We start from the raw sequence: 25,378 nt of genomic DNA on the forward strand, positions 1-25,378 counted from the left end.
GATTTCACTCCTTAGCGTCCTTGTTGCTGACGCCATTTTTCTTTTCGTGCATCGAGTAGATCGATCGCATGGAGATACCAAGCATCTGTCGTTTGCGGCGTAACACTTGATCCCCACTCGCGTTTACCATGGTGTGATAATACCATATGCATGAGACGGTGATAAACAGCACGCGGTAATCGGATATCTTCTTCTCGAAGTGTTTGTTCGAGAACAAAACATCCATATGGCATATGCCCCATCAACACGCCGTCCAGATCAAGCGCAATGCCCGCCAGTTCTTCCTCTTCCTCTGTTACGTGCAGCAGTCTTGAAAAACGATCTGCCGAAGCCCCTGCATGTGTATACTCCCATAGCTTTCCGATGTCATGCAATAAAATGCCGAGTAACAATTCGTTCGGATTTGGACGTTGATCTAACAGTGCAATCCCTTTTGCCGCTTGATAGAGAGCATCAAAACTATCATCCCAAGAAAATTGACGTATCTCTCGTTCAGCTGCTTGGAATAGTTCATTTTTATGATCGGCTTCTGCTTCTTGAATACATTTGAGTAGCGTCAAGTATGGTTGTTCACTATCACAAATTCCTCGACCAATCGTCATCATACAAGCAGTGTGTTTCAGCAACCCACCGATATAGGCATGGTGATGAAAAAGAGCAGCCGGTCGTGTCGAAAAATCTGCCCAGTACTGTCGCAAAATCGAGAGCGCGATTTCTTGATGAGGAGAATCAAGCTGACCGACTAATCCAAGCAACTGATCACGGTATGTTTCAAGCGATTCACCTGCAGGTAACTGTGGCAAGAACTGCGTCGGTGAGGCATCATGAATCGGAGTGACACGCTGAACGGTCAATGATTTGTTTCCGGATTGCGGCGGATATTCCTCTACCTTTGCCTCGACCCGAACGATTCGTGTTTCGAGATAGGGACGAAGTGCTTCTTCTGCCGTTCCTTGATTGATCCATTGTTTTCCCTTACAAGATCCAGCGGGCGAATTGAACGTGAATTGTAACCATTCTCGTCCGGTTTGACCAGTACGGATTTCACCAGAGGCAACAAGTAGGACCTCTTCCACTCGTTCACCGGGAGCACATGTATCAATCGAAAATCCAATCGGTTGATTCGACTGATTAATGGAAAAATCAACATTTTCATAAGGAGGCATCGTCACTTCTGGAAGTGCCTTAAATAATTGAATCACGTCATCTCACTCCTTTTTCTTCATTCATATCATAGCAGACACGATTTCATCACGACTACTATTAAGCAGATATTGTAAGCGTTTTCTAAATGAATTATGATGAAATTGGAAGTCCATTTTATGCTTAAGGAGGAGAAACGATGATTCGACCACTTACTCAACTATACAGTGAAGCTGTTGGCACACTCGATCAATGGACGGTATCCGAAATCGTGACACGCGATCAAATTCGGCAAGCTGTTCAGTTGTACGATCCATATCAAATGCATACGTCGTATGCTTTGGAACAATTGTTGATTCATGAATTGCGTGAGGCTTGTTAGCATGTCCAAGAACAAGGGCTAACGTTGGCTGATGCGCAAACAGAGCTTCTCATTCTCTCTGCCTTCCAAAGTGATGCGGGCTACCAAGCAGAAGAAATTCAAGATATGTCTCCCACTGCAATCAAACGACACTTGTCCTCGCTAGACGCTGCCTTTAATCGACTATTGCATCAACTGTTTTTACATCAATCGCAACCAGACATCCTTTGTCAGCGATTCATGACGATTCTTTCAGGTGCGGTCGCCACGAAATGCGCAATCCGTGCTAAACGCTTCAAGGAAGCGACACTTGTCCATCCATAAAAAAAATCCTGACTCATGTGAGTCAGGATTTTTTCATTCAACGACCTGGCATTCCAGCTCCTTGATTGGTTTTGTATGAAAATGCGGCGTTCCGCTTCGTCATATTCTATAGTCATCATGACAAACTATTCAATTCTTGTCAATTCTTTTCTAAAAAAAAGTGGACCGATTTTCGATTGAAAATCAGTCCGAATGGAAGAGTGAATAATTACCATGGCAATGCTTGATTTCATCATACAATGCAATGGAAGCGTTTACAACCCTTTTCCGTTAAATTTTTTCAAGAAAATATTCGTTTGCGAGTGGCAAGTGAATGACTTCGATCCCACTCTGCCTCATCAGGTTCAACCCGTCCCCGTATTCATAACCTGTCGAATAGACGACCCGATCGATTTTAGAGGCAATCAGCGCCAAACTACATGCATGACACGGACTATGGGTGACATAAGCGGTCGCATGACGCGCACTCGTCGAATCGGCTGCCAGCTTACCGAGCGCGTTGATTTCAGCATGAATCTCGTGTTGTTTCGACCATTCATGGTGTTCTTCTTGATTTTCGCACCGATAAAAAAGAATCCCGTTTCGTTCAATCGATTCTTCAACCACCGGGTGGTCAGGTCGTGATGTATAGAGAATACCCTCTTGCTTTAAGTAAATTTCGTTGCAATTCACATGCTGACTAGGTGTTCCGTTTATTCCGATCGAAATCGGCTTTTCATCTTTGACGATGACACAGGCAACAGATTTCGAGGCACATTTAGAATGACGATCTGCCATCATCCGTGCGAATAATAACCATGTCGTATCCCATTGCAGCTGTTTCTCTTCACTTTTCATTCCTAATCCTTCCTTTCATGAAGGAAAGGAACACGAAAAATCGTGTTCCTTAGTATGGTCGATTCGGTAATTCTCTGCTTTTTGAAGCGACTTCGATGACTTTTTGTTTCAGTTCGTTTTCCATTCGTTCTAACTCATGCTCCGCATCACGACGCTTTTGTTTTCCTTCTTGTTGGATGCGTAATGTTTCATCGAGTGTCTCAATCAAGTTTTGATGTGCAACCTTTAACGATTCAACAGATACGATACCTTTTTCGTTTTCTTCCGCAATTTCAATTGACGATTCCTTCAACAGCTTCGAATTTTGCTCAAGTAACTGGTTCGTCGTATTGGTGACATCCTTCTGCATTTCAAGCGCTGCCTTTTGACGCGACAGACTCAAAGATAGGACAACTTGGTTCTTCCAAAGTGGAATCGTATTGACGACGGCTGATTCAATTTTTTCCGCTAGAATTTGGTTGTTTTGTTGAATGACACGAATTTGCGGTGCCATCTGCAAGCTAATCGTTCGAGATAATTTTAAATCATGGATTTTCTTTTCAAAACGATCCGTCAATTGAATCAAGTCATTTAATTCCTGTAACTTCGTTTGATCCCGCGATACCTCGACTTCTGTTCGTAACGGTTCGATTTCATGTTGACGAACGTGAGCAATTTTCGTTTCGCCGGCTGCAATATAGACGTTCAATTCTTCGAAATAACGCTTGTTCTTTTGATACATTTGATCAAGTAGCGTAATATCCTTCATTAAACCAAATTTCGATCGATCAAGATTGTGTACGACTTCTTCCAAATACGCACTCATTTTCTCGTATTGCAAGAAGTACGTTTCCGCTTTTTTCTTCGCCCGACCAATGACCGGTACGTTCGACCAGAAACTCTTTTTTTCTTGGAGCGTGTCTGGATCCATTTGGCGGACACGTTGCATTAAATCACTCAACAATTTTCCCGCTTCGCCGCCATCCTTCATCTTCACTTCACTTAAGACTTGATCAGAGAATTGGGATAACTCACGTTGAACAGGCGCGCCAAACTGCATGACAGCATCTGTTTTCTGAAGATCAATCACCTGTAGTAGACGTTCGATCTTTTGTCGTTGTTCTGACGGAACATCTGAAGGAATCATCTCTTCGACCGGACGTGCCGGCATTTTAGGTGGTGTCTCTGCTACATTCAGATCGACCGATGGATCAGAAATCGTCGGTTGCTCTTGCTCATCAGGCCATTGTTGCCATGTATCTTTATCAGAATGGGTCATGTCGGTAACTCTCCTCCTGTTTTCGTTGTTCAGTCTCTTGCGCCAGTACCTTTTCAATCGTCAAAAGTTCCCGTTCTAAATCAACGGTGTCTCCTTCAAGCAACAAGGTTTGTTGCTGTTTCAGCTTTTGACCGATCATCTTTAAGTTCGAAATCAATTGATTTTTCGTATCCAATTGAACTTGGGCACCACGGCGTTCCAAATCGGCATATTTTTCTGAAATCGACAATAAGGAATCCAAGTAGAATGTAAAGAAGTCCCGAACTTTTTTGACGTCGCGTGGACTTTCATATAATTCCTCGAACAATACATGCGCTTCACGAGAGACGATTCGCATCTCGCTTCTAATTTCGCTATCTCGAATGGACGGAACGATTTGATCGTACGTCTGGATTTTCGCAAATCCTTCTTCGATTGTCCGCTGCAATACTTGAAGCTCCAAATCATCCGTCTCTTCAAAACGGCGTGTCGCCCGTTCTGGTTTTAAAATGACACTTCCGACGAATTCCTCTTCATCGTCAAGAAGTAATTTCTTTTTCACATTTTTCCGCTTGATTTCAGTCGACTTCCGTTCTGTCCGATATCGTCGACCTGGTTTTGTCCGGTAACCGCTCCAAATGAACCACAAACCAAGAGCGATGAAGATTCCCGAGAAGCTGAACGTATCGGCTAATTGTAGAAATACGAACATCATACCGATGGAACCAAATATCCACCATGAAGACTTCATGTCATCCCCTCTTCCTTCGTGCTGATTCTTCTATCAGGTTTACGTGTCTTTATTTTAACATTACGTATGGTCTAACAAAAAGTTTCCCGTTTTTGCGAAATGTTACGCCTCATGTATTCATATTTCACCATACTTTTTAACGAATGACATCAGGCTGAAGAATGAACTGTTCAGGCTTTTCTGTTTGATATCCTTTCATGACAAATAAGGTAGTCGACAATTTTAGTCGACTACCTTATGGAGAATACTTCATTTATTATCCGAACAACGGCCAGACAAGAATAATGAGAATCGCGATTGGACTTAGGTAACATACACTCAGTCGCCAGATTGGAACCATTTTTTTCATCATTGGGCTAGTCACCAATTCTTGTTCGACAAGTGCACGGTCTAACTTAAAGCCAGCAAAAATCGAAATTAATAATGCACCGATTGGCATTAAAATATTCGAGACTAGGAAATCAACGCTATCAAAGAACGTTTTTCCCATGAGCTGTGCATCACCTAAGATTCCGAACGAAAGCGCGGACGGAATCCCGACGATTGCAATCGCTAGTGTCGCAAGCCATGTCGTCCGTTTTTTATCACGCATCGTCGCGTTTTCTTTACGATCCGTTAAGGAAGCAACAACGACTTCAAGCATCGCGATCGATGACGTGATCGATGCGAAAGCGAATAAAAGGAAAAACAACGTCAAGAAGACTGAACCAAACTGAATTTGGCTGAAGACTGTTGGTAAGACGATAAAGAGTAACGCTGGTCCTTCTGCTGGATCAAGACCTGAAGCAAATACTGCTGGGAAAATCGCAAATCCTGCGAGTAACGAGACAGCGACATTCATTGTAACGATCCAAGCTGCAGAACGATTAATCTCTCCACGTTCCTTCATATAGGAAGCGTATGTCAGCATCGCTGATACACCGAGCGATAGTGAGAAGAACGCTTGACCGAGTGCACTGAGCACTGATGTTCGATTCAGGACCGAGAAATCAGGCTGTATGAAGAATTTAACACCTTCCATTGCACCATCGAGTGTCAAAGAACGGACAACAAGAACAATGAAACAAACAAATAATAAAGGCATCATGATTTTACTCATTTTTTCAATACCAGATTGAACTCCACGTAAGACGATCCAACACGTCAATGCGAGGAAAATCAATTGTCCTGAAATGACATAGAGCGGTGAGGCAGAAATCGTGCCGAACAGTTCACCAAGCGCCCCACTGTCCATCGTCGTTAAACGACCAGTAAACCCTAGAATGGTATAAATCAATACCCATCCACCAATGACGCTGTAGAAAGAGAGCAACAAGAAACATGCGATGACACCAAGGACACCAATGAACGTGAACTTCTTATGGCCAAGCTCCGAGAATGCTCGAAGTGCTGTTTTCCCGCTCGTTCGACCGATTAAAAATTCGGCAATCAAGACAGGCAGTCCCAGCAGTAAGGTAAACACGAGGAATAAGAGTAAAAACGCGCCTCCTCCGTTCGTTCCAGTCGTGTACGGAAATTTCCAAATGGCCCCCAGACCAATGGCGGATCCCGCTGCTGCTAAAATAAATCCAACTTTTGAAGCCCATGCGTTTCCTTTCATGGTGCTCCACCTCCTTTTCAAAATACTTTTTCATTGTACAGAAAGAATCCGTGAAAGTCATCCTTTATCAAATATTTTCTTTAAAGCGTCAAAGCATAACCGCATACGCGTGTTGAATAAGCATCAAAAAAGAGAAGATCGTATACTTTTACGACCTTCTCTTCCTTCCAATTTTATTATAGAGTGCCTCCATACATTCGGAGAAACTCTGGTAATACTTTGACTGTCACTGGTGTATGAATCGCTTTTTCACCATCTGTATCAATGACTTTTGCATCTTTCGTTTTCAACTGAAAACCGCTTGTCAGGATATGCGTAAAGGAAGGATCATTGGCAAGACCGATTTTTTGAAGGATCACATCACGAATAGTCGTCAAGTTTACTTCATCGACGATGACTAAATCAAGTTTCCCATCGTTATATGCTCCATCTGACAAGTTTGTTTCGATTCCACCGAGCGATTCTCCATTTGCCGCAAGGATTAGTACCGCTTCGCCTGTCATATGACGACCTTCGTCTAAGATTAATTCATATTCAAATGGTTTTGCTTCTAGACTCGAACGAATCGTCGATAGATAATAACCCATCTTACCAAGACGTGCTTTTTCTTCCGTATCGATTCCAATTGATGCTTCTGCGACAAGACCAACACCAAGGAAATTCAAGAAATAGCTATCTTCGACTTGTCCGAGATCAACTTGAACGACATGTTGCATCGCAATCGCTTCCGCGGCAAGGCGCGGCGCCATCGGCAACCCGAGTGTTCGTGCGAAATCATTACAAGTACCTCCAGGAATGATCCCAAGAATTGGTCGCTCGTCTAGTTTTGCGACGCCGTTGATTGTTTCAAAGACCGTTCCATCTCCACCAATGACGACGACGGCATCAAACGAAGATGATTCTTCCGCAAAATGCATCGCATCGCCGGCTTGTTTCGTATTTTTAATGACGATTTCATCGAACAATGTACTTAACGGTTCGATGACTTCTCCAAGTAATCCCATACCATTCGTGCCCGCTGTTGGATTACTGATCAGTAATAGCTTCATTGAATGATGCCTTCTTTCTTCAGATAATCACGAGCGACTTCATTCGCTGTTTTCCCACCATATGCGACCGCTTCATTCATTTTGGACATCTCTTCATCAGAAATTTTACCTGATAATTGTTCGAGTGCCTGTTTTACTTCTGGATATTCTTCAATCGTCTCTTGACGCAGAAGAGGAGCCCCTTCGTACGGCGGGAATAATTGCTGGTCGTCTTTTAGGACCACCATGTCGTATTTCGCGATTTCTGGATCCGTTGAGTAAGCATCAATGACATCGATTTCACCTGATTCGATTGCTTTATAGCGCAACTTCGGTTCCATCGTAACGACTTCTTTGAAATTGACGTCATATTTTTCTTGAATGCCTTTATACCCATCTTGGCGATCCTTGAATTCTAACGTGAAGCCGGCTGTTAACTGATTCGCGACCTGTTTCAAGTCAGAAATCGTCTTCAGATCATATCGTTCAGCTAATTTCTTCGGAACGGCTACAGCATAAGTGTTGTTATAGTTCATAGGTGGTAGCAAGGCTAATTCTTGTTTTTCAAGACCGGCTTTCGCTTGTTCATACACTTCTTTTGCATCGTTTGACTTCGGTTTTTCATTCGTCAAACTAGCAAGTACCGTTCCCGTAAATTCAGGATACGCGTCGATATCACCTGACTCGAGTGCCTTGTAGACGAATGTCGTCTTACCAAAGTTTGGTTTAACTTGAACTGTCAAATCTGTTTCATCTTCAATGACGATTTTATACATATTCATCAGGATTTCAGGTTCTACACCTAATTTTCCAGCAACGACGAGATCCGGTCGTTCACTGCGACCAAAGGCAAAAGGTGCGGCGACAATTGCGACCATCAATACGACTGCTGTTACGAGACGGGCTGTTTGTCGTTTACGAGTCGCGACTTCCGTTTGACGTAATAAGCCATCAAATAGAAGGGCGAGTAGTGCTGCTGGAATCGCACCAAGCAACAGTAGATAGTTATCGTTACGGTCGATTCCAAGGAGAATGATGGAGCCTAATCCTCCAGCACCAATCAAGGCCGCAATCGTTGCTGTACCAATGATCAGTACCATCGCGGTCCGAATCCCTGCCATCATGACAGGTAAGGCTAGCGGGAGTTCGACTTTCCAAAGGCTTTGCATCGGAGTCATCCCACATGCGCGTGCCGCTTCCTTAATCGAGGGATCGACTTCGGCAAGCCCTGTATAAGTGTTTCGAACGATTGGTAATAAAGAATACAAGACAAGTGCAATGATCGACGGTACTGTACCAATCCCGACAAGCGGTATCATCAAACCAAGTAATGCGAGTGATGGAATCGTTTGGATGACTGAGGTCACACCAATCGACCACTCACTCAGACGTTTGTTACGTGATAAGTAAATCCCAAGCGGAATAGCGATAACACATGCAATGAGCAAGGAGATGACAGATAATTGGATATGTTCGATCAACGCTTGAAGCAGTTCGCTTTTTCGGTCCTGATACGTCTCAAGCAATCCGTTCATTCGATATTCCCCCTGACTTGACGCATGAATTCTTGAACGAACGGGTCGTTACTTGCTAGTACCTCTTCCTTCGTACCGATGAAAGCGATCTCTCCAGCGTTCATCAGACAGATGCGACTGCCTAGTTTCAACGCTTCGTTCATATCGTGCGTGACGAACAAAATTGTTTTACCAAGCTCTTCGTTTAGATGCAACAAATCATTTTGTAATTGTTCACGTGAAATGGGATCAAGAGCAGAAAATGGTTCATCCATCAAGATGACGTCTTGTTCTGCTGCGAGTGCCCGCATAACCCCGACCCGTTGTTGTTGTCCCCCAGAGAGTTCGCTTGGATATTTTTTCTTAAGTGAGGTGTTCAACCCAGTTAACCGAAATAATTCATCGACTCGTTGTACTACTTTCTCTTTATCCCACTTTAATAACTCAGGTACGACGCTAACATTTTCCTCAATCGTCATGTGTGGAAAAAGGGCAATCTGTTGTAAGACATAGCCAATTCGCCGACGCAGTTCATGTTCATTGATCGACATGATCGGTTCACCATCAATCCAAATTTGCCCTTCCGTATGATCAATCAATCGATTGACCATTTTCATCGTTGTAGTTTTACCGCATCCTGAAGGACCAATCAAACAAAAAATCTCGCCTTGTTCAACTGTAAAATTCACATGTTGCACTGCCTTTGTTCCGTCTGCATACGTTTTGCCGACATCCTTGAATTCAATCACGAACCATCCCTCGTTTCCCGGTTTATTATCTTTGTAAAATTCCCCTTTCTTGGACATTCCAAAACCTATTCCATCCACTCTTTTCCCTGTTTTCTGAATCCATTATCGAACAGGCAAGTTTTTAATTCTTTATCAAAACAAAAAAGACGATGGAAACTATCCACCGCCTAATCGTATACTTCTCTTATTCGAACGTCACCGTGACTTGACGGCGACCCCATTCTAAGGCTTCTTGTTTTGAACCGACAAGAAGATCCATGATTTTTCCGCGAATCGCACCACCTGTATCGAGCGCAATCGCATCGCCGAAACCTTCTACATGTACCTTAGTTCCAAGCGGTACGACCGATGGATCGACAGCAACAATGCGACGTCCTTCGTATGTAATCGTGTTTGTGACGTCATAACCTGATGCCGTTAAGGCACGACCATTATACAAGCGGCTTCCATTGTTTTCTGGATTCGTCGTATACGCTGTCGTCTCAAATGTTTCCGTACGCTTTGTGGAACGGTCAGCGTTTGCTTGTGTTCGACTTTGTTTCTTTACCTGTTGTGCTTCCTTTTTGGCTTCTTGCGCTGCTTTTGCTTTTTGCTCTGCTTCTGCTTTTTGCTTAGCCAAGGCTTTTAGACGCGCTTGCTTTTTCGCCTCTGCTTGTTCACGCTTCTCTTGAGCAGCTTGACGTTTCATCTCTAATGGATTTTGTACGATTGTTTTCTCCGTACCGATCCCGATTTGTGCTGCCGACGCTTCATGATGCGGCAAAAGAATAAATATGAATCCCGCTAAACATAGGGATAAAAGGAATGATGTTCGTTTCATGTTGATGCCAACCTTTCTCGCCGTTTTACGACCCGCACAACGTATCACGGTGACAAATAGTTTGAAAAGCGAACACTATGAATTGAAATATATCTGTCAAAAAGTAACGAAATGGTTACACGCTTACAAAAAACGCTCTCAATTGTTGTGTATCAACGTTTTTATATTTTGTAACCGTTCTGTTACGAATTAGTTCTTGTTACTCTTTTGTAATAAATGTATCTTTTCAATGTTTTCAGTTATTTTATCCAATTCTTCAAAGAATATAAGAATATAGGATTTTATTATTATTCAGATCGCTGAATGAACATAAAAAACACACCAATTATGTGGTGTGCTGAGTTTGCAAACAAGATGGTCCTGCGGAACCAGTTGTTCCAATATGATGGTGATCTCTCTTACCTATCATTGAAAGTCTTCCTCCTTCTTCGTTTCTACTTTTTTATACCGAAAGAAAGAGGCGAGAAGCGTTTTGTTCAATCGAAATCGCTTCCTAGGGAAAAACAAGCAGGAGCGACCCTGCAACGAAGTGAAGCGGCGCGATGCTTGTCCCAGGAAAACGATTCGAGATGAACAAAAAAAAACGCAATCTTTCTCGTTAAGAGAAAAATTACGCTTTGTCTTAAGTCTGAGCAAACCAATTATTTGGTGTGCTTTCATGTATTATTTTGTTTTACGTTCTAACAATTCGATCTCTGACTTTAATAAGACTTGTTTTTCAAACTCTAAGCCGAGTGACTCAAAGTTTTTCGTGTGGGATACATCACCGACGACCGTATTTGTCAATACAGCCGTTACTTCCGCAACCCAACCTTCTTTTGTTTTCACCATATCGCCAACGATATAATCGAATAACTCTTCTGTTTCTTCCATTTGACTCATCTCCTGACACGTTCAATTACAGTTAATCATATAAAATAACGACCGAAAAAGCTAGTCACGCGTCAATTGAGCTAAGAACCGGCGCAAGATTTTAGCGGTTAATCCCCAAATCAGATAATCCCCGTGCTCATAAAAATGCTCCGTGACCGTATACGTACGATCCAGATATGCTTCTCGATTCGCCATTCGTTCGGTCGGCACTTCCTTGCCAGGGCGAATCCGCCACTCCATATCTCCTTTAATCGGCTTCGAAGTCATCAATTCCGTTAATGACACGAGAAACACATGATCGACTTCTGCTGGTGAAGGATTAAAGTCCGTCGCATGGAGAATGCCAAGATACGGGTAAATGATCGACCGGTTCGGTGTCACGAGTGGTTCAAGTGTTCCAATCACTTCGATCTCAGAAGCATTGACATTTAATTCTTCGACCGTTTCGCGAACAGCTGCTGCTTTCGGTAATTCACCCGCATCGATCCGACCACCCGGAAAAGCGATTTCACCTGGTTGCGAACGTAGTGTTTTGGCTCTCACTTGAAATAACAGGTACACTTCGCCATTCTGCTCGACTAACGGAACGAGTACGGCTGCCGCATGACGAGGTAAACGTTCTTCAGAATCTACGTATTGCTTTCGGATATCGGCTAAGTTCACCTGTTTCATCGCCCTTCTTGTGCAACGTGATGGTACGCCTCTTCCAGATGGCGCATACGGACGATGAGATCCGCATTCTTAGCAATCCGGTCCGATAAAATCGATCCTGCTACCGTCTTGTAATAGGCATTTAACGCATGTCTTTTTGTTAGATGCGCTTCATTCTGCCGGATATATTCCTTAAAATTCGCAATCAATCGTTCTGTCGTAAAAAGTTGTTCGTTCACAAGTTTCATCCTTTCACACGTCCAGCGTGTCATCAATAGTTTAATGGTACCGAGTTTTGGCTAAGATGTAAATTAAGGGGGGTTATCCGTGAATAAAAAATTAGATGTCCTCATTATCGGTGCCGGACCAACCGGTTTAACACTCGCACTCGCACTCTCGCGCTATGGATTATCCTTTCGCATCGTCGAACGTGCAAGCGGACCATCCGTCGTCTCAAAAGCAATCGGGATTCAAGCGCGTTCTCTAGAGTTGTTCGCAAGGCTTGGTGTCGCAGAAGACTTGATGGAGAATGCGATTAAAATCAATCAAGGAAACCTCTATGTCAATGGTGCATGGCAGGCAAAACTTGATTTTACTGATTTGAATACACCCTTTCCGTTCGTCACGCTGTTACCTCAAAGTGAGACAGAACGGATTCTTGAAGCGCAACTCGCCACTTACGGTCATGCAGTGGAACGAGAGACGGAATTGACGGGGTTTGCTCAATTCCCGACTTTTGTTACTGCTTCCTTACAACATAAAGGGGAAACAGAGACGGTCGATGCTTCCTTCATCATCGGAGCAGATGGTGCGAACAGTTTCGTTCGTCGTGAGCTCGGGCTTCCATTCAGCGGGAAGTCGTTTAAAGAATCGTGGGCACTGGCTGACATCGAGGTCGACTGGCCGCTCTCTTCAGAAGAGGTTCATATCTTCTTCTCTGATCATGGCGTCATCGAGTCGTTTCCTCTCCAGTCGAACTTGTTCCGTATTACTGGTAATCTAACGAGCGGACCTGTTCCGACCGACCATAAAGCGATTGATGATTTTTTACAAAATCGAGCCAAAGTACCGTTTGAGCTAAAAAAAGTCCATTGGTATTCGATGTTCCGTGTCCATAACCGGATTATCGAGAAATTTGGTCACCATCGGATTTATTTGATTGGGGATGCCGCACACATCAATTCACCCGTCGGTGGTCAAGGAATGAACACCGGAATTGCTGATGCGATGAACCTCGCTTGGAAACTATGGTGTGTCCATCAGTTCAAGGCGAGTTTTCCGTTACTTGATTCTTACAGCGTCGAACGTCGAGAAGCGGCACAAGGTATCTTACGATCAACAAACCTTGCGACGGAACTCTTGCAAATCAACATTCCCTTTTTATTACCCTTGCAGGAAAAAGTCATTCGGAATAGTCTCAAAATCGCACCCTTACATCATTTCGTGACAAACCGGATTGCTCAGCTCAACAGCCACTACCCAACGAGTTCGACCTTCGTCACACAAGGACACTTTAGTCCATTGACACCAAAACCAGGTGAACCGATGCCTTACAGTGAAGTCGTCCACCCGCGGACGAAAAAGAACGAACTATTGTTACGTCGTGCCGATCGGAATTTCTTATTGCTGCTGTTCTTACCAAAAAACGCAACCGATGATCTTCTTGAGCCATTCAAGGAACTCGCCTATACCTATCCCGATCTATTTGAGACGGTACCGATCCATCAATCCCTTAAAGAGGATGGTGTCGTCGATCAAGGCGGTGAACTTGCACGACGCTTTGGCATCAAGCAATCCGGATTATATTTGATTCGCCCTGACGGTTATATCGCGTATCGCCAACAAGGTTTGAAAAGTAAATCATTCGCCCAGTATGTTGAACGTTTACTTTATGCGCGTTAACTCGGTATGATAGTAGGTGAGGTGAAGGTAAAGATGGATATACAGCTAGTTCGAACGGTTTTAATCGTTCTTTTAGTCATTGCATTTCTCGTCATCGTCAGCAGACGAACGAAGGAAAATCTTCGATGGTCACTGATCGGGGAAGCATTTGGTGAAAAAGGAGAAGATTTATTAAAGGATGCTGCTCGACTTGAAGCAGCTGACTTAGACATTCGAGTCGAACGCGGCGTCAAGACTTCGTTTTTATTCCGGCGTTTCAGTAAAGACTTGGATGATCGCGTAGCGGTGTATGTCTTGAAAGAAGACTTGGATCAAGCTGAAGACATTCTTGCTTCTCGACCAAGACGATGAATTCAAACGAAAAGGCAGTGAAGCGAGCGCTTCACTGCCTTTGTTCATTCCTGCTGCTGTGCAAGATAAAATGCAACTTGTTTTCGTTCTTGCTCTAGAACAGGGGAGGATTTCTTTGAGACGATGAACGCCCGCACATCCTTGAAGCTATGCCCCGTCGGGAATTTAATTCGTTCCGTTCGCATCTGTGGTGCATTCGGAAAAAGTGTGATGCCATGAATTGGAATGATGATCCCTTGTTCTTTTAGCGTTTTTCGAACCGCTTGAACGATTTTTTTCGACCGATTGATTGGATGAGGTTCAAACACTTTTCTTCCATGCTCAGAATCCATGATATGACAAGATTCCTCCGTCATCCATTCTACGACCGCATCGTTTTGTAACACGAGGAACAATCCTTTTGGACCAATCAGTGCAAAAGGAATGACAATCGTGTCAGAAAGACGAATCCGATCAAACAACATCCAATCAAAACGACAAACATGACGGATTTCATTACAGAGTGCATCCGTTTCACTCGTCGTCGTACTCACTTGTTTATTTGCAAAAAAACGACGGCGCGGTGGTTCAGGAACAGAAGCAGTCATGACTTGTAACATGGTTCATCATCCTTTGTAGTATGTATTATTAGTTATCTTAACACCGTTTTCGTTCAGATGACGATTCTTTCAAAAAGAAGGAAATAAAAAAGACACTTCTGATTTGACAGAAATGTCTTTTTTGATGCGTCAATCTTGGTGCGGACGTCCGAAAACGGCCTTCTCTAGATTCGAAATACGACGTAACATGTCATAGTTCGATGAACTTGATACTTGTGGCTCCGCTTGTTCGACGCGGCGTTCTTCACGTTTTACCGGTTGTGCTGGTGCTTGTTTTAACGCCTCGTTCTCTTTCTTCAGACGTTCGATCTCACGTTCGAATCCTTCATAATCCTTAATGATTTGATCCAAGTATCCATCGACATCCTCGATGACATAGCCACGGAGGCCGGTTTTGAATTCCTTTTTGTAAATATCGTCCGCTGTCAACAATGGCTTATACATCCTCTTCACTCCCACTGATCATTGTATTGTAATTCTTGTTCGAGCCAAGATAAATCATCTTGTGTAATTAAAAACAACTGATAATCGGATTGTTCCATTTCTATTCTAGCACGCTCTACTAAAAATTTCGCCGATCCTCCATGTTCTTCATCAAAAACCGACAATAATCCTTGGCTTTTTTGAATCATGAACTCGGTTTTATTGCGTAACTGCGATGGATCCGTATACGGTTTCTGACTGATTGCTTCGACGAAGTCAGCTTGTTCAAGAATGGAGAGGTACTGCGCTTGAACTGGCTCTTTCCAGCGTGCTTCCTGTTCCAAGAACGGCAAAAGAATACCGAGACGAATATGTGGATACTCTTCCTTTAATTCAAGCACGACCTCGCATGCCCAGATTTCGCAACCCGGTGAGGCATTCGTGATAAACCACTCTGTACCTCGATCCTCAATTAAGCGAATCATCCGCTCTCGATATGCTGCCTTTAAGACCCGGATACCAGGATGTTTTTGATCAAAGATACCTAGTTCATTGGGTTTGTAACCTGTGATGGCGATAACTTTCACGCGTCACACTTCCTTTTTAACCGACGTCCTCGATGATCTAGCTCTGCCAAGATTCGTTCTTTTTTAGTAATCAACCAATGATGTCGCTCGACGTGTTGTCGTGCTCGTTCCGTATAATCATAAGCAAGCACTGGATCTTTTGCAATGTGCTCTGCCCACTTCGCAAGTTCGACATACCCTAAATAACTGTTGCTCTTCAAGAAACAATCTCGAGCTAGTTCATAGTTCTTCATTTTTTTATGCAAATAACCTTGGCGCAACCATCCTTCTGCGGATAGTTCTTTGACTTGTTGAAAATGAGCGTGTGATCCTTCATGAATTCCGAGATCTGCCAACCAAATCGCGATGTTTTCTTGTATCGGAGAAGGTGCCTCCGCTCGATGTGTGACGAGTCGGTTGCATGCATCATAGAGTCCGACAAGCGTCAAACAATCATCCAGATGATGTTGCAAGACCCCTGTCATGATATCCGGATGCTGGTGTTCGACGTACTGGAAGTAATGCATGGGTGCCAAAAATCCAGGTAAATCCCCTTCCCGTTCGAATCCGATCCGCTCTTCCATCGCTGTCAACCGATAGGAATCATACATTCCTTTAAAGATCCGTCGCGCAACATGAAGTAAATCAAGATGACCGACTTTCGGCAAACGAGGAACACGTTCCCGAACGAAGACATGACGAGTCTTGATTTGCGGCCAATCAAAGCTTTTCCCGTTATAGGTCACGAAGCGGACATCATCTCCGATATCATGCAGGAAGTGATGGTAAAAGGCAGCTTCAAAGTGCGGATGCGGTAAGAAATATTGCCGCATCAGCAATCCACCCTGCTCAAAGCGCGCGAACCCGAGTAAAAAGATCGTCGTTCCGGTTCCTCGTAATCCTGTCGTTTCCGTATCAAAGAAGATGACTTGCTCAAGTGGAACATCCAGTGCAAGTGGCGGATGAGGAAGCTGTAAGGACTCATACACTTCAGCAAAACTTCGGTCTCCATGTCGGTCCGTTAACGCATACCGTTTGTCGATCCGAACAATCCACTCTTCTTCAAACGTCAAGATGTCGGCCCCTCGATCAATCCAAGCCTGCTGCTCGTCGGTCCATCCGACTGTGGTCTCCGCTATTTCCGCTTCAGAAGCGGAGGACGCAGGAGCATCTGGTGCGACGTCTGATGTAGATTTCAGCATTCGTCTAAGACGATTTTTCATGATAGTTCCTTCTCCATTTCTGCTAATAACTGAATCGTTCGTTCTTTTTCATCTGCGACACCTACCATACCGATGCAAGCAGGACAGCCGTCCTGACAAGGACACGTGACGATCGAATCCCGTGCTGCACGTAACATGACACCGCGTTGCTTGTAGATCGACTGCGCAAGTCCAACTCCACCAGGGTAACGATCATACAGATAGACGGTAGGTTGTTGTGTGTGTGTCGCTTTGACTTGCGGCACGACGAAGACATCACTAGCATCACACATCAAATAAAGTGGTGCGACACGCCGTAGACTATTCGCGACGCCCTCTAACACTTGCTCGAGTTCCGTCGAGGAGCGTGCATGATCGGGTAAAGTGAACCAGACACCCGTCGTATGAATTTCTCGTTCCGGTAGGTGAATCGGACCCGATCCGATATTCTCATGAGTTCCGAACTTAATTTTCTTGAACATCGTCGCCATCCCCCGGACACTGACATCGCCACGGGCAACACTATATTCTCCCTCTGCGTATCGTTCATCTTCTTCGAGTACGGAAAGGTCGACTGAAAAATTAGCATCTGTATAATAATCGACGTCTACAGCACGGACGAAGGCTTTTTTCTCTTCAAAATCCAAATGTTCGACTTGATATTGATCGGCTCCATGCAAATAGATCGCCTCGTCATGCAACAACGTCATTGCACTGAACGTATCCATCTCACCGATGACCCGATTCGGTACTTCGGTCTGATCGACGATGATGACGTTCTCTTGATCACTCGATCGAAGCGAAATCCCGTGTGCTGGGAACGCATCGTTCATCCAATAAAAGCGATCGCCTCGTTCGTGCAAGACGCGTTCCTCGACTAAGTATTCAAGGATATCCTCCGTCTCAAGCGACCCGAATGATTCTCCTTTTGTAAAGGGGAGTTCGAACGCTGCACATTTGACGTGATCGACGGCAATGATCAGATTATCCGGATCCAGTCGGGCTGCTTCTGGAGATTGATTCAAGAACAACTCAGGTCGTTCTGCGACATATTGATCGAGCATCCCGGAAGAAGCGACAAGAATGATCAACGCATCATCTTGGCGGCGCCCCGCTCGTCCTGCTTGTTGCCAGAGTGAAGCAATCGTTCCCGGATAACCGTTCATGATACAGACTTGCAGTTGACCAATATCAACACCAAGTTCGAGAGCATTCGTCGAGACGATACCCGTGATTTCTCCTTGGCGTAACCGACGTTCGATATCGCGACGTTCACTTGGCAAATAGCCTCCTCGATATCCTTCGATTGATCGTGGACCAAGTTCATGTGGGTAGATGCTTCGCAAATACGTCAGTAAGACTTCGACGCGGACGCGTGACCGTGCAAAGACGATTGTTTGGAACTTTTTTTTGATGAAACGCATCGCTAATTGTTTCGTCTCGAGTGTCGCTGAACGTCGTATCCCGAGTTGTGCATTGACGATTGGCGGTTGATAAACGAGAAAATGTTTACGACCAGTCGGTGCACCGTTGTCATCAATCAGACCGACTGATTTTTCTGTTAACCGCTCTGCTAACTCCTTTGGATTGGCAATCGTCGCACTCGTCATGATAAAGACCGGGTCACTGCCGTAATAACGACAAATTCGTCGGAGCCGTCGAATCACATTCGCGACATGACTACCAAACACTCCACGGTACGTGTGTAACTCATCGATGACAATGTATTTCAAGTTCTCAAATAGTTCGATCCATTTGGTGTGGTGTGGCAAAATCCCGGAATGCAACATGTCTGGATTCGTAATGACGATGTTTCCTGCTTTTCGCACTTTTGTCCGAATCGTGGGAGATGTGTCGCCATCATAAGTAAAACAACGGATTGGCGCTTCTAATTGATCAATCAGTTCCAGTAACTCACTATTTTGATCTTGTGCGAGAGCTTTTGTCGGGTAAAGATACAACGCTCGCGCGTTCGGATGCTCTAGCAAATGTGATAAGACCGGTAAATTAAAACAATAGGTCTTTCCTGAAGCGGTCGGCGTGACGATGACCGTCGACTCTCCCGCTTGTACACGTTCATACGCTAGCCCTTGATGACGGTATAACTGGTTTATTCCACGTGTACGTAGCGCTTGCCGCAAACGTTCCGGTAGTTGTTCTGGAAAATCGACGTAGCGTCCAGCTGTCGCTTCCATCGTTTTCATATACGTAATCCGCTCCATGAACGAGCGGTCCTGTTTCAGTTCTTCGAGAAATGCAACGAGCGTTTGTTTCGCTTGCATACCTTCACTTCCTTCCACTTCTCATTATACAAAAAAAGAGGCAAGACCAAAGAACGATCTACTCGTCTTTGGTCTTGTCTGCTTTACAGGTGATGATCTTTCATTACTCTTCAGAGTCATCTCCACTATCATTCGAATTATTGTTGTTATTTCGTTCCGTCGAACCATTCGAATTGTTTTGCGCGTTTGCGCCATCATTTGAATTCGGTTCATCTGTTGCTGGTTCGTCCGTCGTCGGTTCGTCTGTTACCGGCTCATCCGTCGTCGGTTCGTCCGTTGTCGGTTCGTCCGTTGCCGGTTCGTCCGTTGTCGGCTCATCCGTCGTTGGTTCGTCCGTCGTCGGTTCGTCCGTCGTTGGCTCATCCGTCGCTGGTTCGTCCGTCGTTGGCTCATCCGTCGCTGGTTCATCCGTCGCTGGTTCGTCCGTTGTCGGTTCTTCTGCTTCAGGATCCGTGACCGTGACCGTTGTCGAGACCGGACCTGATTCTTCTCCAGAAGCTTTTGCTACGACTTGGAACGTCGATCGTCCTGGCTTCAATCCATTGATGGCGATTCGATTCGTCGTACTCGTACCAATCGTTGATGTTTCGCCGTCAGCATCTGTCATCGTCACTTCGAACGATACATCATCATAGCCATTGGCACGAAGCGCAGCATCATTATAGTTCCAAGTCAGTTCACCGCTCTTTGTGTCTTCATCGTAAGATGCTTGTAATCCAGTCGGAGCGGGTACTGTCTTTTTTTCAACGACAGGTTCCTTCGTCCCTTTCACGTACAATTCATTTCCGATACTAAGGACAGAACTTGGTTGTTCGAATGGTGCGGGTGTACGATCGCGCGTTTTTGTAATGAAATCTTTCCAGATTTGCTGTGCCATCGTACTGTTATACGGACCACTGAGTCCAGATCCGTTGTTATTTCCAGATTTCGTCGTTCCTGTCCAAACACTGATTGAGACATCAGACGTATATCCTGCAAACCAAACATCTTTATAGGCATTCGTCGTTCCGGTCTTACCGGCTGCATCAAATGACAATCCAGCACTTGGGAACGTACCGCCTGGTTTTAAGACATCACGAAGCATGTCCGTCAACATATAAGCTGTATAGTCTTCCATCGCTTTTTTCGATTTGATTGGTGATTTGATTTTCGATCCATCACTGTACTCAATCGATTTGATGACGTGTGGTTTGATATAATCGCCACCATTACCAAGTGTGGCATAAGCTCCTGCCATCTGAGTCGTATTGAAACCGTGTTTCATCCCACCAATCGCATACGCAGGCGAAATCGACTCATCGTCTTTCATTTTCAAGCCAGATTTTTCAGCGAACGCCTCAACTGAATCACCACCAATTTCTTGATACGTTTGGATGGCCGGTGTGTTTGCTGAGATTTTCAACCAGTGGCGAATTGTGTTCGTGCCACGGTATCCATCATAATAGTTTCCAATCTCTTTTCCGTTGACTTCTGTTGGTTTATCCGTTAATTGTTTCGCAGTCGACCACTTATCATTTTCGATTGCTGGTCCGTAAGCGAAGAATGGTTTTGCAGACGATCCCGGTTGATGCGGTTCATTCGCAAAGTTTCGTCGCGCCGTTCCTTTACCTGGATTTTTACCATCCACGACCGCAAGGATTTCTCCTGATTGCGTATTGACTGCTGTCGCAGCCGTTTCAGCGTATTCCGGTAATTGGACGATTTGGTCTTTCTTAATGGCTTCATTCATATAGTCGTGCATCGGTTTATCAATCGATGTATAGATCTTTAACCCTTGACCATAGATATCTTTACCTTCAAGACCAAAATCATCTTCTAACTCTTTAGACACCATGTCGAAGATGACACTATCGTAGGACTCATCCTTCGTTGACTTCGGTGCCGGATTGATTAATTTCGAAATCGGTTGTTTGACCGCTTTATCCCGTTGTGCTTCTGTAATGACGCCTGTCGTTTGCATCGCATTGAGAACTTGCGTCTGACGCCATTTCGTTAGCTTTGGATCTCCTTTGATTGGATCGTAAGCTGTCGGACGTTGCGGGAGTCCTGCAAGCATCGCGGCTTCCGCATAATTCAACTTATCAACAGACTTGTTGAAGTAAGCCTTTGAAGCCGTCTGGATTCCAAACGAGTTTTGACCATAATAGTTTTTGTTCAAGTACATCTCTAAAATTTGATCTTTTGTATAGTCCTGCTCTAAACGAATCGCGAGCCATTGCTCCTGCACTTTCCGCGTAATCGTCTTATCAAAGCTGAGGAACGACTGTTTGACGACCTGTTGCGTGATCGTCGAAGCCCCTTCTGATCCGAATCCATCTGTCACGTTCGCGATGATGGCTCCGCCCAGACGACGGAAATCGATTCCGTTGTGCTGATAGAAACGACGGTCCTCAATCGATATGAATGCGTCTTTAACGACTTCCGGTACTTCATCGATTGATACGTATTCTCGACTCGTTCCGCCTTTCGTAATCTCTTCCTTGTTGCTCGCATAGATTTTCAATGGCAAAGCATCTCGAAGTTCTGTCTCATCGAGCTCAGGTGCCGTAGCAATCGCGTAAGCGGCAAATCCGCCTCCGACCAACATCATGACGATGAATAGTCCAGTAGCAATCAGCAATAACTTTTTCCAAAGTGGTCCTTTTCCACCGGAACCTCCACCTGACTTTTTCTTTTGGGGACGTTTCGTCCGTTTCATCTTTTTCTCAGATGACTTCGTCTCTTCACGACGTGCGACACGACTTCTTTCCATATGCTATCCTTCTCCTTCAATCAAAAAGTGTCTGAATTGAAATATAGTTCGTCCACTGCCTTTAAATAATCGATGGCAGGGTACGCGCCAGTCTCGACTTTGATACCGTCTCGTTCAATGACCGTCAGCGGAATTGATTTTCGTCCGCTTTCTAGCTGATCCCACCAGGGGAACACGTGCTCGACTGAAAGCACATATTGCACATTATACAGACTGAAACGAATGATGACAAAACAAATTCCTCCATGTTCGACACATTGGCGCATGTGTGCGATTTGATGGGGGTGAAAATTTTTTATCGGGAAGGACGTTTTGTTCGTCGTCTCCTTCGCTTCGAAATCAATATATTTTCCGCGATAAACACCGTTATAGTCCGTCGTCGACGGTTGCTTGAAATAGGCTTCCTTGACGACCGCTGCCGACCGTTTTGGATAATCGACTTGGACGATTTGTAACGGAGTGGGTTTCTTGTGAATGATTGCCCGATTATGGGTCAAGTAAAACGTATTACTTTCATTCAATAATTTTTCGAGCGTCATCCCTCGATTTGAAAAGGTTGAATCGGTTGATCGCGCCTTCTTGATTCGAATTCCATGCGACTCGAGTGGCTTTTGAAATTTTTTCCCATTCGGGTAATTCAAAACGATTCCCCTCCTATCGCGTTTATTGTACCATGATATGTGATTGTACCGTATCGGCCGAGAGGAGTAGTTAAAAACCAATGACAATTGAACCGTTATTACAAGAGATTGAACGTATTTATCAAGAAGGACGTGCCGGAACCGAATATGACTTCAATCGAGACGTCGTACCGTTCGTTGAACGAGCGGATCAACTGATTGCACAGTGGCAAACGAATGCCCAAGATAGTCCTTACTTACGACCTAGCATGGTCGAAAGCGCCGTTGATCAACTGAAGCAAATTTCCGTCCAAGCATTTCAGCCGAAAACGAGTCTGAAGCGCTTCAATGAAACAATTAAATCCGTTCGATATATCGATCGCTTGATGAATGGTGAAGAATAACGATTAAAAAACAGGAATTATCTTCCTTAAGTCGAACACCTAATCATACGAGGGAATGTTTCTACGGTTTCACTTATCAGGCTATAGCTTTTCAATCGCCTAGCGTGTAAAGTGGCATCAAGAGCATTTCTTTCGAAAAGACTGTGTAATTATTGTGCAACTGGAGGAGATTCATTTGAACAAACGGGTACAATCGAACGTCAAAGGCGTTGACGTCAAAGGATTTCCTAAGAATTCAACCCCTGCCCCGAAGAAATACATCATGTTCGTCGACGAAACTGGGACACCGAAAGGGAATACACAATTCAACTTAACGGGTGTCTTGATGGAATATAAATATGCCATCGATTCGGATGAGACCGGTGAACCAAGTCCGCTTCGTCAACGTTTGATGGATTTTAAGGCAAAAGTTTTTGAAGATCCACATATTCCCCTTCATTTGAAAGAGATTTTAAAAGCTGAGCATCCGTACGGTAAAGAAGATGGCATCACGATCGATATGCTACGACATTTCTGGATCGCCTTGCCGGAATTTTTAGTTGATATCGATTGTACGATCGTCAGTGTCGAAGTCGATAAACAGAAGCTACAAGACTTCTTCTCGACACCGAAGGATCCGTACGTCGTCGCCTTCGCCCATCTGATGAAGTCGTTTTATTCCTTCCTCGATGAGACAGAAGCAACGAGTGCGCGTGTCGTCCTTGAAAGCCGTGATGATTATCAAAACTTGCTCATTCAAAAGGCGTTCTTCGATATCTTCAATTCGGGAACGGTCCATCTCGACGTCGAAAAAAGCCGTCAAAAAATCAAAGGCTTCATCTTTGCTGAAAAAGACAGCGACCTCTACCAATCTGGTCTTGAGATTGCCGACTTGGTCTGCTTACCTTTATCTCGCGTCCGTCGTGGTGTCATCGAGGTAAAACCACGGTTTGTCCATTATGGGGACGAAAACCGGATTTTTAAAGCCATCAAAGATAAGATTTACATTCGACGCGATAGTCCGGACCAAGATTTCCGAAACTGGGGATTCAAAAAAGTACCGATCACGAAAAAGCGTCGTGAATGGTCCGATACTCCTTGGAATGGATGATATGCAAAAAAAGTGGATCCGGTCTCGGATCCACTTTTTTTTATAGTGTAGCTAGTCCTTTTGTCCGCTTTTTTCCCTCTCGACACATATCAAGTAACGGGCACGCTTCACAGTTCGGACGTTGTGCCTTGCAGTGATACCGTCCAAAGAAAATGAATTGGTGATGGAGCTTTGACCACCGCTCCCGTTTGAAACGACGCATGAGTGTCGCTTCGACCTGCGTGACATTATCTTTCCAGCGACAGATCCCGAGGCGTTTTGAGACACGTTCGACATGTGTATCGACCGCAAATGCCGGTACATCAAAGGCGACAGACAAGACGACGTTCGCCGTCTTACGTCCAACGCCAGGTAATGCTTCGAGCCCGGCGCGTTCCGTCGGGACTTCTCCATCGTGTTGCGTAAGGAGTTGTGCCGCAAGCGCCTTGATGTTTTTTGCTTTATTCCGGTATAATCCAAGTCGTTTGATTTTGTCCTCGATTTCCTCGACCGGTGCCGTAGCAAGCGAAGCAGGATCCGGATACGCCGCGAATAATCCAGGCGTCACCTGATTGACGAGCACATCGGTCGCTTGTGCACTGAGTGCGACCGCGACGACAAGTTCAAACGGATTACGGTGAATCAACTCACAAAATGCATCTGGAAACATCTCTTCTAGCGTTGCTTCAATCCGATCGATTTCTGCTTTTCGTAACATCTACTCAACCTCCCCGCCCTGCGAGATCCTCGAGCGTCTTGATCCCTTCACGTTCCCACGTCCGTAAAATTTGATTGATATAAGTCATTTTACGGACATTATGATAGACCGCTTCTCGAAGTGCGGCAAGCACCAGTTCTTCCGAAATGTTCTCAATCGTCAACCACTGAATGATCTGCTCCATCTGAAACGGTGACATCATCCCGAGTTCCCGTTCAAATTGTTGGAAGACGGACGGATTGATCGTATCAAAGTTCGGTGTTTCCTGTTCCGGTGGTGCCATCAGCTTTTCGTACAGCGGAACAAGCGAATAACGTTCTGATCCGTTGACGTTTTCCATAGCCAATAATCCTTTTTGCAATAAACCGAGAGTCGTCTCGATCGTTTCCGTCTCTGATAGTCCGAGTCGATTGCTTAACTCTTCCGGTGACGGCATCTCCATGCCTTCCGCCCGACAAGCAAACAGTTGACCAATCAACGTGAACTCAACGAAACTGATGCCTAATCGTTTTGCCTCGGTGAACAATCGTTTCGGTAAGACGACGGTCCCTTCTTCAAATAATTGCACTAAATTATGATTCATCGTATTTCCTCGATTCTCT

27 protein-coding genes are annotated in these 25,378 nt (G+C 44.7%); 6 read left to right on the forward strand and 21 right to left on the reverse strand.

Going from position 1 to position 25,378, the window contains the following annotated elements; genetic code table 11:
• Nucleotides 1-11 precede the first annotated feature (11 nt).
• Complete coding sequence (locus tag ESP131_RS12070; RefSeq protein ID WP_051656283.1) at nt 12-1,202, reverse strand: HD domain-containing protein; 1,191 nt, start codon at nt 1,200-1,202, stop codon at nt 12-14.
• Between the two features lie 140 nt (nt 1,203-1,342).
• On the opposite strand from ESP131_RS12070, the gene ESP131_RS12075 reads away from it, so the two are divergent.
• Both ESP131_RS12075 and ESP131_RS12080 read left to right on the forward strand, forming a co-directional pair.
• Entirely contained in the window at nt 1,343-1,525 is a 183-nt protein-coding gene (locus ESP131_RS12075) for a hypothetical protein (RefSeq protein ID WP_069940815.1), read from the forward strand.
• A 24-nt stretch (nt 1,526-1,549) separates the two neighbouring features.
• Nucleotides 1,550-1,828: a hypothetical protein gene (locus ESP131_RS12080; protein WP_069940816.1), complete on the forward strand. Its 279-nt coding sequence runs from the start codon at nt 1,550-1,552 to the stop codon at nt 1,826-1,828.
• Between the two features lie 270 nt (nt 1,829-2,098).
• Here the strand turns inward: ESP131_RS12080 and ESP131_RS12085 are convergent, their stop codons facing one another.
• The 11 genes from ESP131_RS12085 to yvfG form a co-directional block, all read right to left on the reverse strand.
• Nucleotides 2,099-2,665, reverse strand: a complete 567-nt coding sequence (locus tag ESP131_RS12085) for a deoxycytidylate deaminase (RefSeq protein ID WP_029341969.1) — start codon at nt 2,663-2,665, stop codon at nt 2,099-2,101.
• 49 nt (nt 2,666-2,714) lie between these two features.
• Nucleotides 2,715-3,923 (reverse strand): toxic anion resistance protein, encoded by a 1,209-nt coding sequence (locus ESP131_RS12090; protein WP_029341970.1) that lies wholly within the window; start codon nt 3,921-3,923, stop codon nt 2,715-2,717.
• Nucleotides 3,910-4,653, reverse strand: coding sequence for a 5-bromo-4-chloroindolyl phosphate hydrolysis family protein (locus ESP131_RS12095; protein WP_069940817.1), 744 nt, complete (start codon nt 4,651-4,653; stop codon nt 3,910-3,912). Before ESP131_RS12095 ends, ESP131_RS12090 begins: the two co-directional genes overlap by 14 nt.
• Before the next feature lie 256 nt (nt 4,654-4,909).
• On the reverse strand, nt 4,910-6,253 hold the full coding sequence (locus tag ESP131_RS12100) for a sodium-dependent transporter (protein ID WP_029341972.1): 1,344 nt from the start codon (nt 6,251-6,253) through the stop codon (nt 4,910-4,912).
• Nucleotides 6,254-6,429: 176 nt separating this feature from the next.
• Nucleotides 6,430-7,302, reverse strand: coding sequence for a diacylglycerol/lipid kinase family protein (locus ESP131_RS12105; RefSeq protein ID WP_029341973.1), 873 nt, complete (start codon nt 7,300-7,302; stop codon nt 6,430-6,432).
• Complete coding sequence (locus tag ESP131_RS12110; RefSeq protein ID WP_029341974.1) at nt 7,299-8,816, reverse strand: ABC transporter permease/substrate-binding protein; 1,518 nt, start codon at nt 8,814-8,816, stop codon at nt 7,299-7,301. Before ESP131_RS12110 ends, ESP131_RS12105 begins: the two co-directional genes overlap by 4 nt.
• A complete protein-coding gene (locus tag ESP131_RS12115) occupies nt 8,813-9,544 on the reverse strand; it encodes an ABC transporter ATP-binding protein (RefSeq protein WP_029341975.1) in 732 nt (243 codons plus the stop codon). Before ESP131_RS12115 ends, ESP131_RS12110 begins: the two co-directional genes overlap by 4 nt.
• A gap of 184 nt (nt 9,545-9,728) precedes the next feature.
• Complete coding sequence (locus ESP131_RS12120; RefSeq protein WP_029341976.1) at nt 9,729-10,364, reverse strand: 3D domain-containing protein; 636 nt, start codon at nt 10,362-10,364, stop codon at nt 9,729-9,731.
• Between the two features lie 663 nt (nt 10,365-11,027).
• Complete coding sequence (locus tag ESP131_RS12130; protein ID WP_029341978.1) at nt 11,028-11,237, reverse strand: hypothetical protein; 210 nt, start codon at nt 11,235-11,237, stop codon at nt 11,028-11,030.
• A gap of 60 nt (nt 11,238-11,297) precedes the next feature.
• Nucleotides 11,298-11,909, reverse strand: a complete 612-nt coding sequence (locus ESP131_RS12135) for an NUDIX hydrolase (protein WP_069940818.1) — start codon at nt 11,907-11,909, stop codon at nt 11,298-11,300.
• Complete coding sequence (yvfG, locus tag ESP131_RS12140) at nt 11,906-12,127, reverse strand: protein YvfG (protein ID WP_029341980.1); 222 nt, start codon at nt 12,125-12,127, stop codon at nt 11,906-11,908. The genes ESP131_RS12135 and yvfG overlap by 4 nt, the downstream gene beginning before the upstream one ends.
• A gap of 88 nt (nt 12,128-12,215) precedes the next feature.
• On the opposite strand from yvfG, the gene ESP131_RS12145 reads away from it, so the two are divergent.
• Both ESP131_RS12145 and ESP131_RS12150 read left to right on the forward strand, forming a co-directional pair.
• Nucleotides 12,216-13,790, forward strand: coding sequence for an FAD-dependent monooxygenase (locus ESP131_RS12145; protein WP_069940819.1), 1,575 nt, complete (start codon nt 12,216-12,218; stop codon nt 13,788-13,790).
• A gap of 33 nt (nt 13,791-13,823) precedes the next feature.
• Nucleotides 13,824-14,141, forward strand: a complete 318-nt coding sequence (locus ESP131_RS12150) for a hypothetical protein (RefSeq protein ID WP_069940820.1) — start codon at nt 13,824-13,826, stop codon at nt 14,139-14,141.
• A gap of 44 nt (nt 14,142-14,185) precedes the next feature.
• Here ESP131_RS12150 and ESP131_RS12155 read toward each other — a convergent pair whose 3' ends face one another.
• From ESP131_RS12155 to recU, 7 genes are all read right to left on the reverse strand, one after another.
• Entirely contained in the window at nt 14,186-14,740 is a 555-nt protein-coding gene (locus ESP131_RS12155) for a hypothetical protein (RefSeq protein ID WP_069940821.1), read from the reverse strand.
• A 129-nt stretch (nt 14,741-14,869) separates the two neighbouring features.
• On the reverse strand, nt 14,870-15,184 hold the full coding sequence (gpsB, locus tag ESP131_RS12160; RefSeq protein ID WP_023468607.1) for a cell division regulator GpsB: 315 nt from the start codon (nt 15,182-15,184) through the stop codon (nt 14,870-14,872).
• A gap of 5 nt (nt 15,185-15,189) precedes the next feature.
• Complete coding sequence (locus ESP131_RS12165) at nt 15,190-15,750, reverse strand: SLOG family protein (protein ID WP_029341984.1); 561 nt, start codon at nt 15,748-15,750, stop codon at nt 15,190-15,192.
• Nucleotides 15,747-16,931, reverse strand: coding sequence for a ribonuclease H-like domain-containing protein (locus tag ESP131_RS12170; protein WP_231925631.1), 1,185 nt, complete (start codon nt 16,929-16,931; stop codon nt 15,747-15,749). The genes ESP131_RS12165 and ESP131_RS12170 overlap by 4 nt, the downstream gene beginning before the upstream one ends.
• A gap of 17 nt (nt 16,932-16,948) precedes the next feature.
• Nucleotides 16,949-19,213, reverse strand: a complete 2,265-nt coding sequence (locus tag ESP131_RS12175) for a DEAD/DEAH box helicase (RefSeq protein ID WP_069940823.1) — start codon at nt 19,211-19,213, stop codon at nt 16,949-16,951.
• Between the two features lie 103 nt (nt 19,214-19,316).
• Nucleotides 19,317-21,965: a PBP1A family penicillin-binding protein gene (locus ESP131_RS12180; RefSeq protein ID WP_029341987.1), complete on the reverse strand. Its 2,649-nt coding sequence runs from the start codon at nt 21,963-21,965 to the stop codon at nt 19,317-19,319.
• 20 nt (nt 21,966-21,985) lie between these two features.
• The gene (recU, locus tag ESP131_RS12185) at nt 21,986-22,612 is read right to left on the reverse strand and encodes a Holliday junction resolvase RecU (protein ID WP_029341988.1); all 627 of its coding nucleotides are present in this window, start codon (nt 22,610-22,612) and stop codon (nt 21,986-21,988) included.
• A 74-nt stretch (nt 22,613-22,686) separates the two neighbouring features.
• On the opposite strand from recU, the gene ESP131_RS12190 reads away from it, so the two are divergent.
• Complete coding sequence (locus ESP131_RS12190; protein WP_023468613.1) at nt 22,687-22,989, forward strand: DUF1798 family protein; 303 nt, start codon at nt 22,687-22,689, stop codon at nt 22,987-22,989.
• Between the two features lie 175 nt (nt 22,990-23,164).
• Complete coding sequence (locus ESP131_RS12195; protein ID WP_023468614.1) at nt 23,165-24,079, forward strand: DUF3800 domain-containing protein; 915 nt, start codon at nt 23,165-23,167, stop codon at nt 24,077-24,079.
• A 40-nt stretch (nt 24,080-24,119) separates the two neighbouring features.
• Here the strand turns inward: ESP131_RS12195 and nth are convergent, their stop codons facing one another.
• Both nth and ESP131_RS12205 read right to left on the reverse strand, forming a co-directional pair.
• On the reverse strand, nt 24,120-24,776 hold the full coding sequence (gene nth, locus ESP131_RS12200) for an endonuclease III (RefSeq protein WP_069940824.1): 657 nt from the start codon (nt 24,774-24,776) through the stop codon (nt 24,120-24,122).
• A 4-nt stretch (nt 24,777-24,780) separates the two neighbouring features.
• The gene (locus ESP131_RS12205) at nt 24,781-25,359 is read right to left on the reverse strand and encodes a DnaD domain-containing protein (protein WP_029341990.1); all 579 of its coding nucleotides are present in this window, start codon (nt 25,357-25,359) and stop codon (nt 24,781-24,783) included.
• Nucleotides 25,360-25,378 lie beyond the last annotated feature (19 nt).

This window comes from Exiguobacterium sp. U13-1 (genome assembly GCF_001750115.1).
GTDB classification, from domain to species: Bacteria; Bacillota; Bacilli; order Exiguobacteriales; family Exiguobacteriaceae; genus Exiguobacterium_A; species Exiguobacterium_A acetylicum.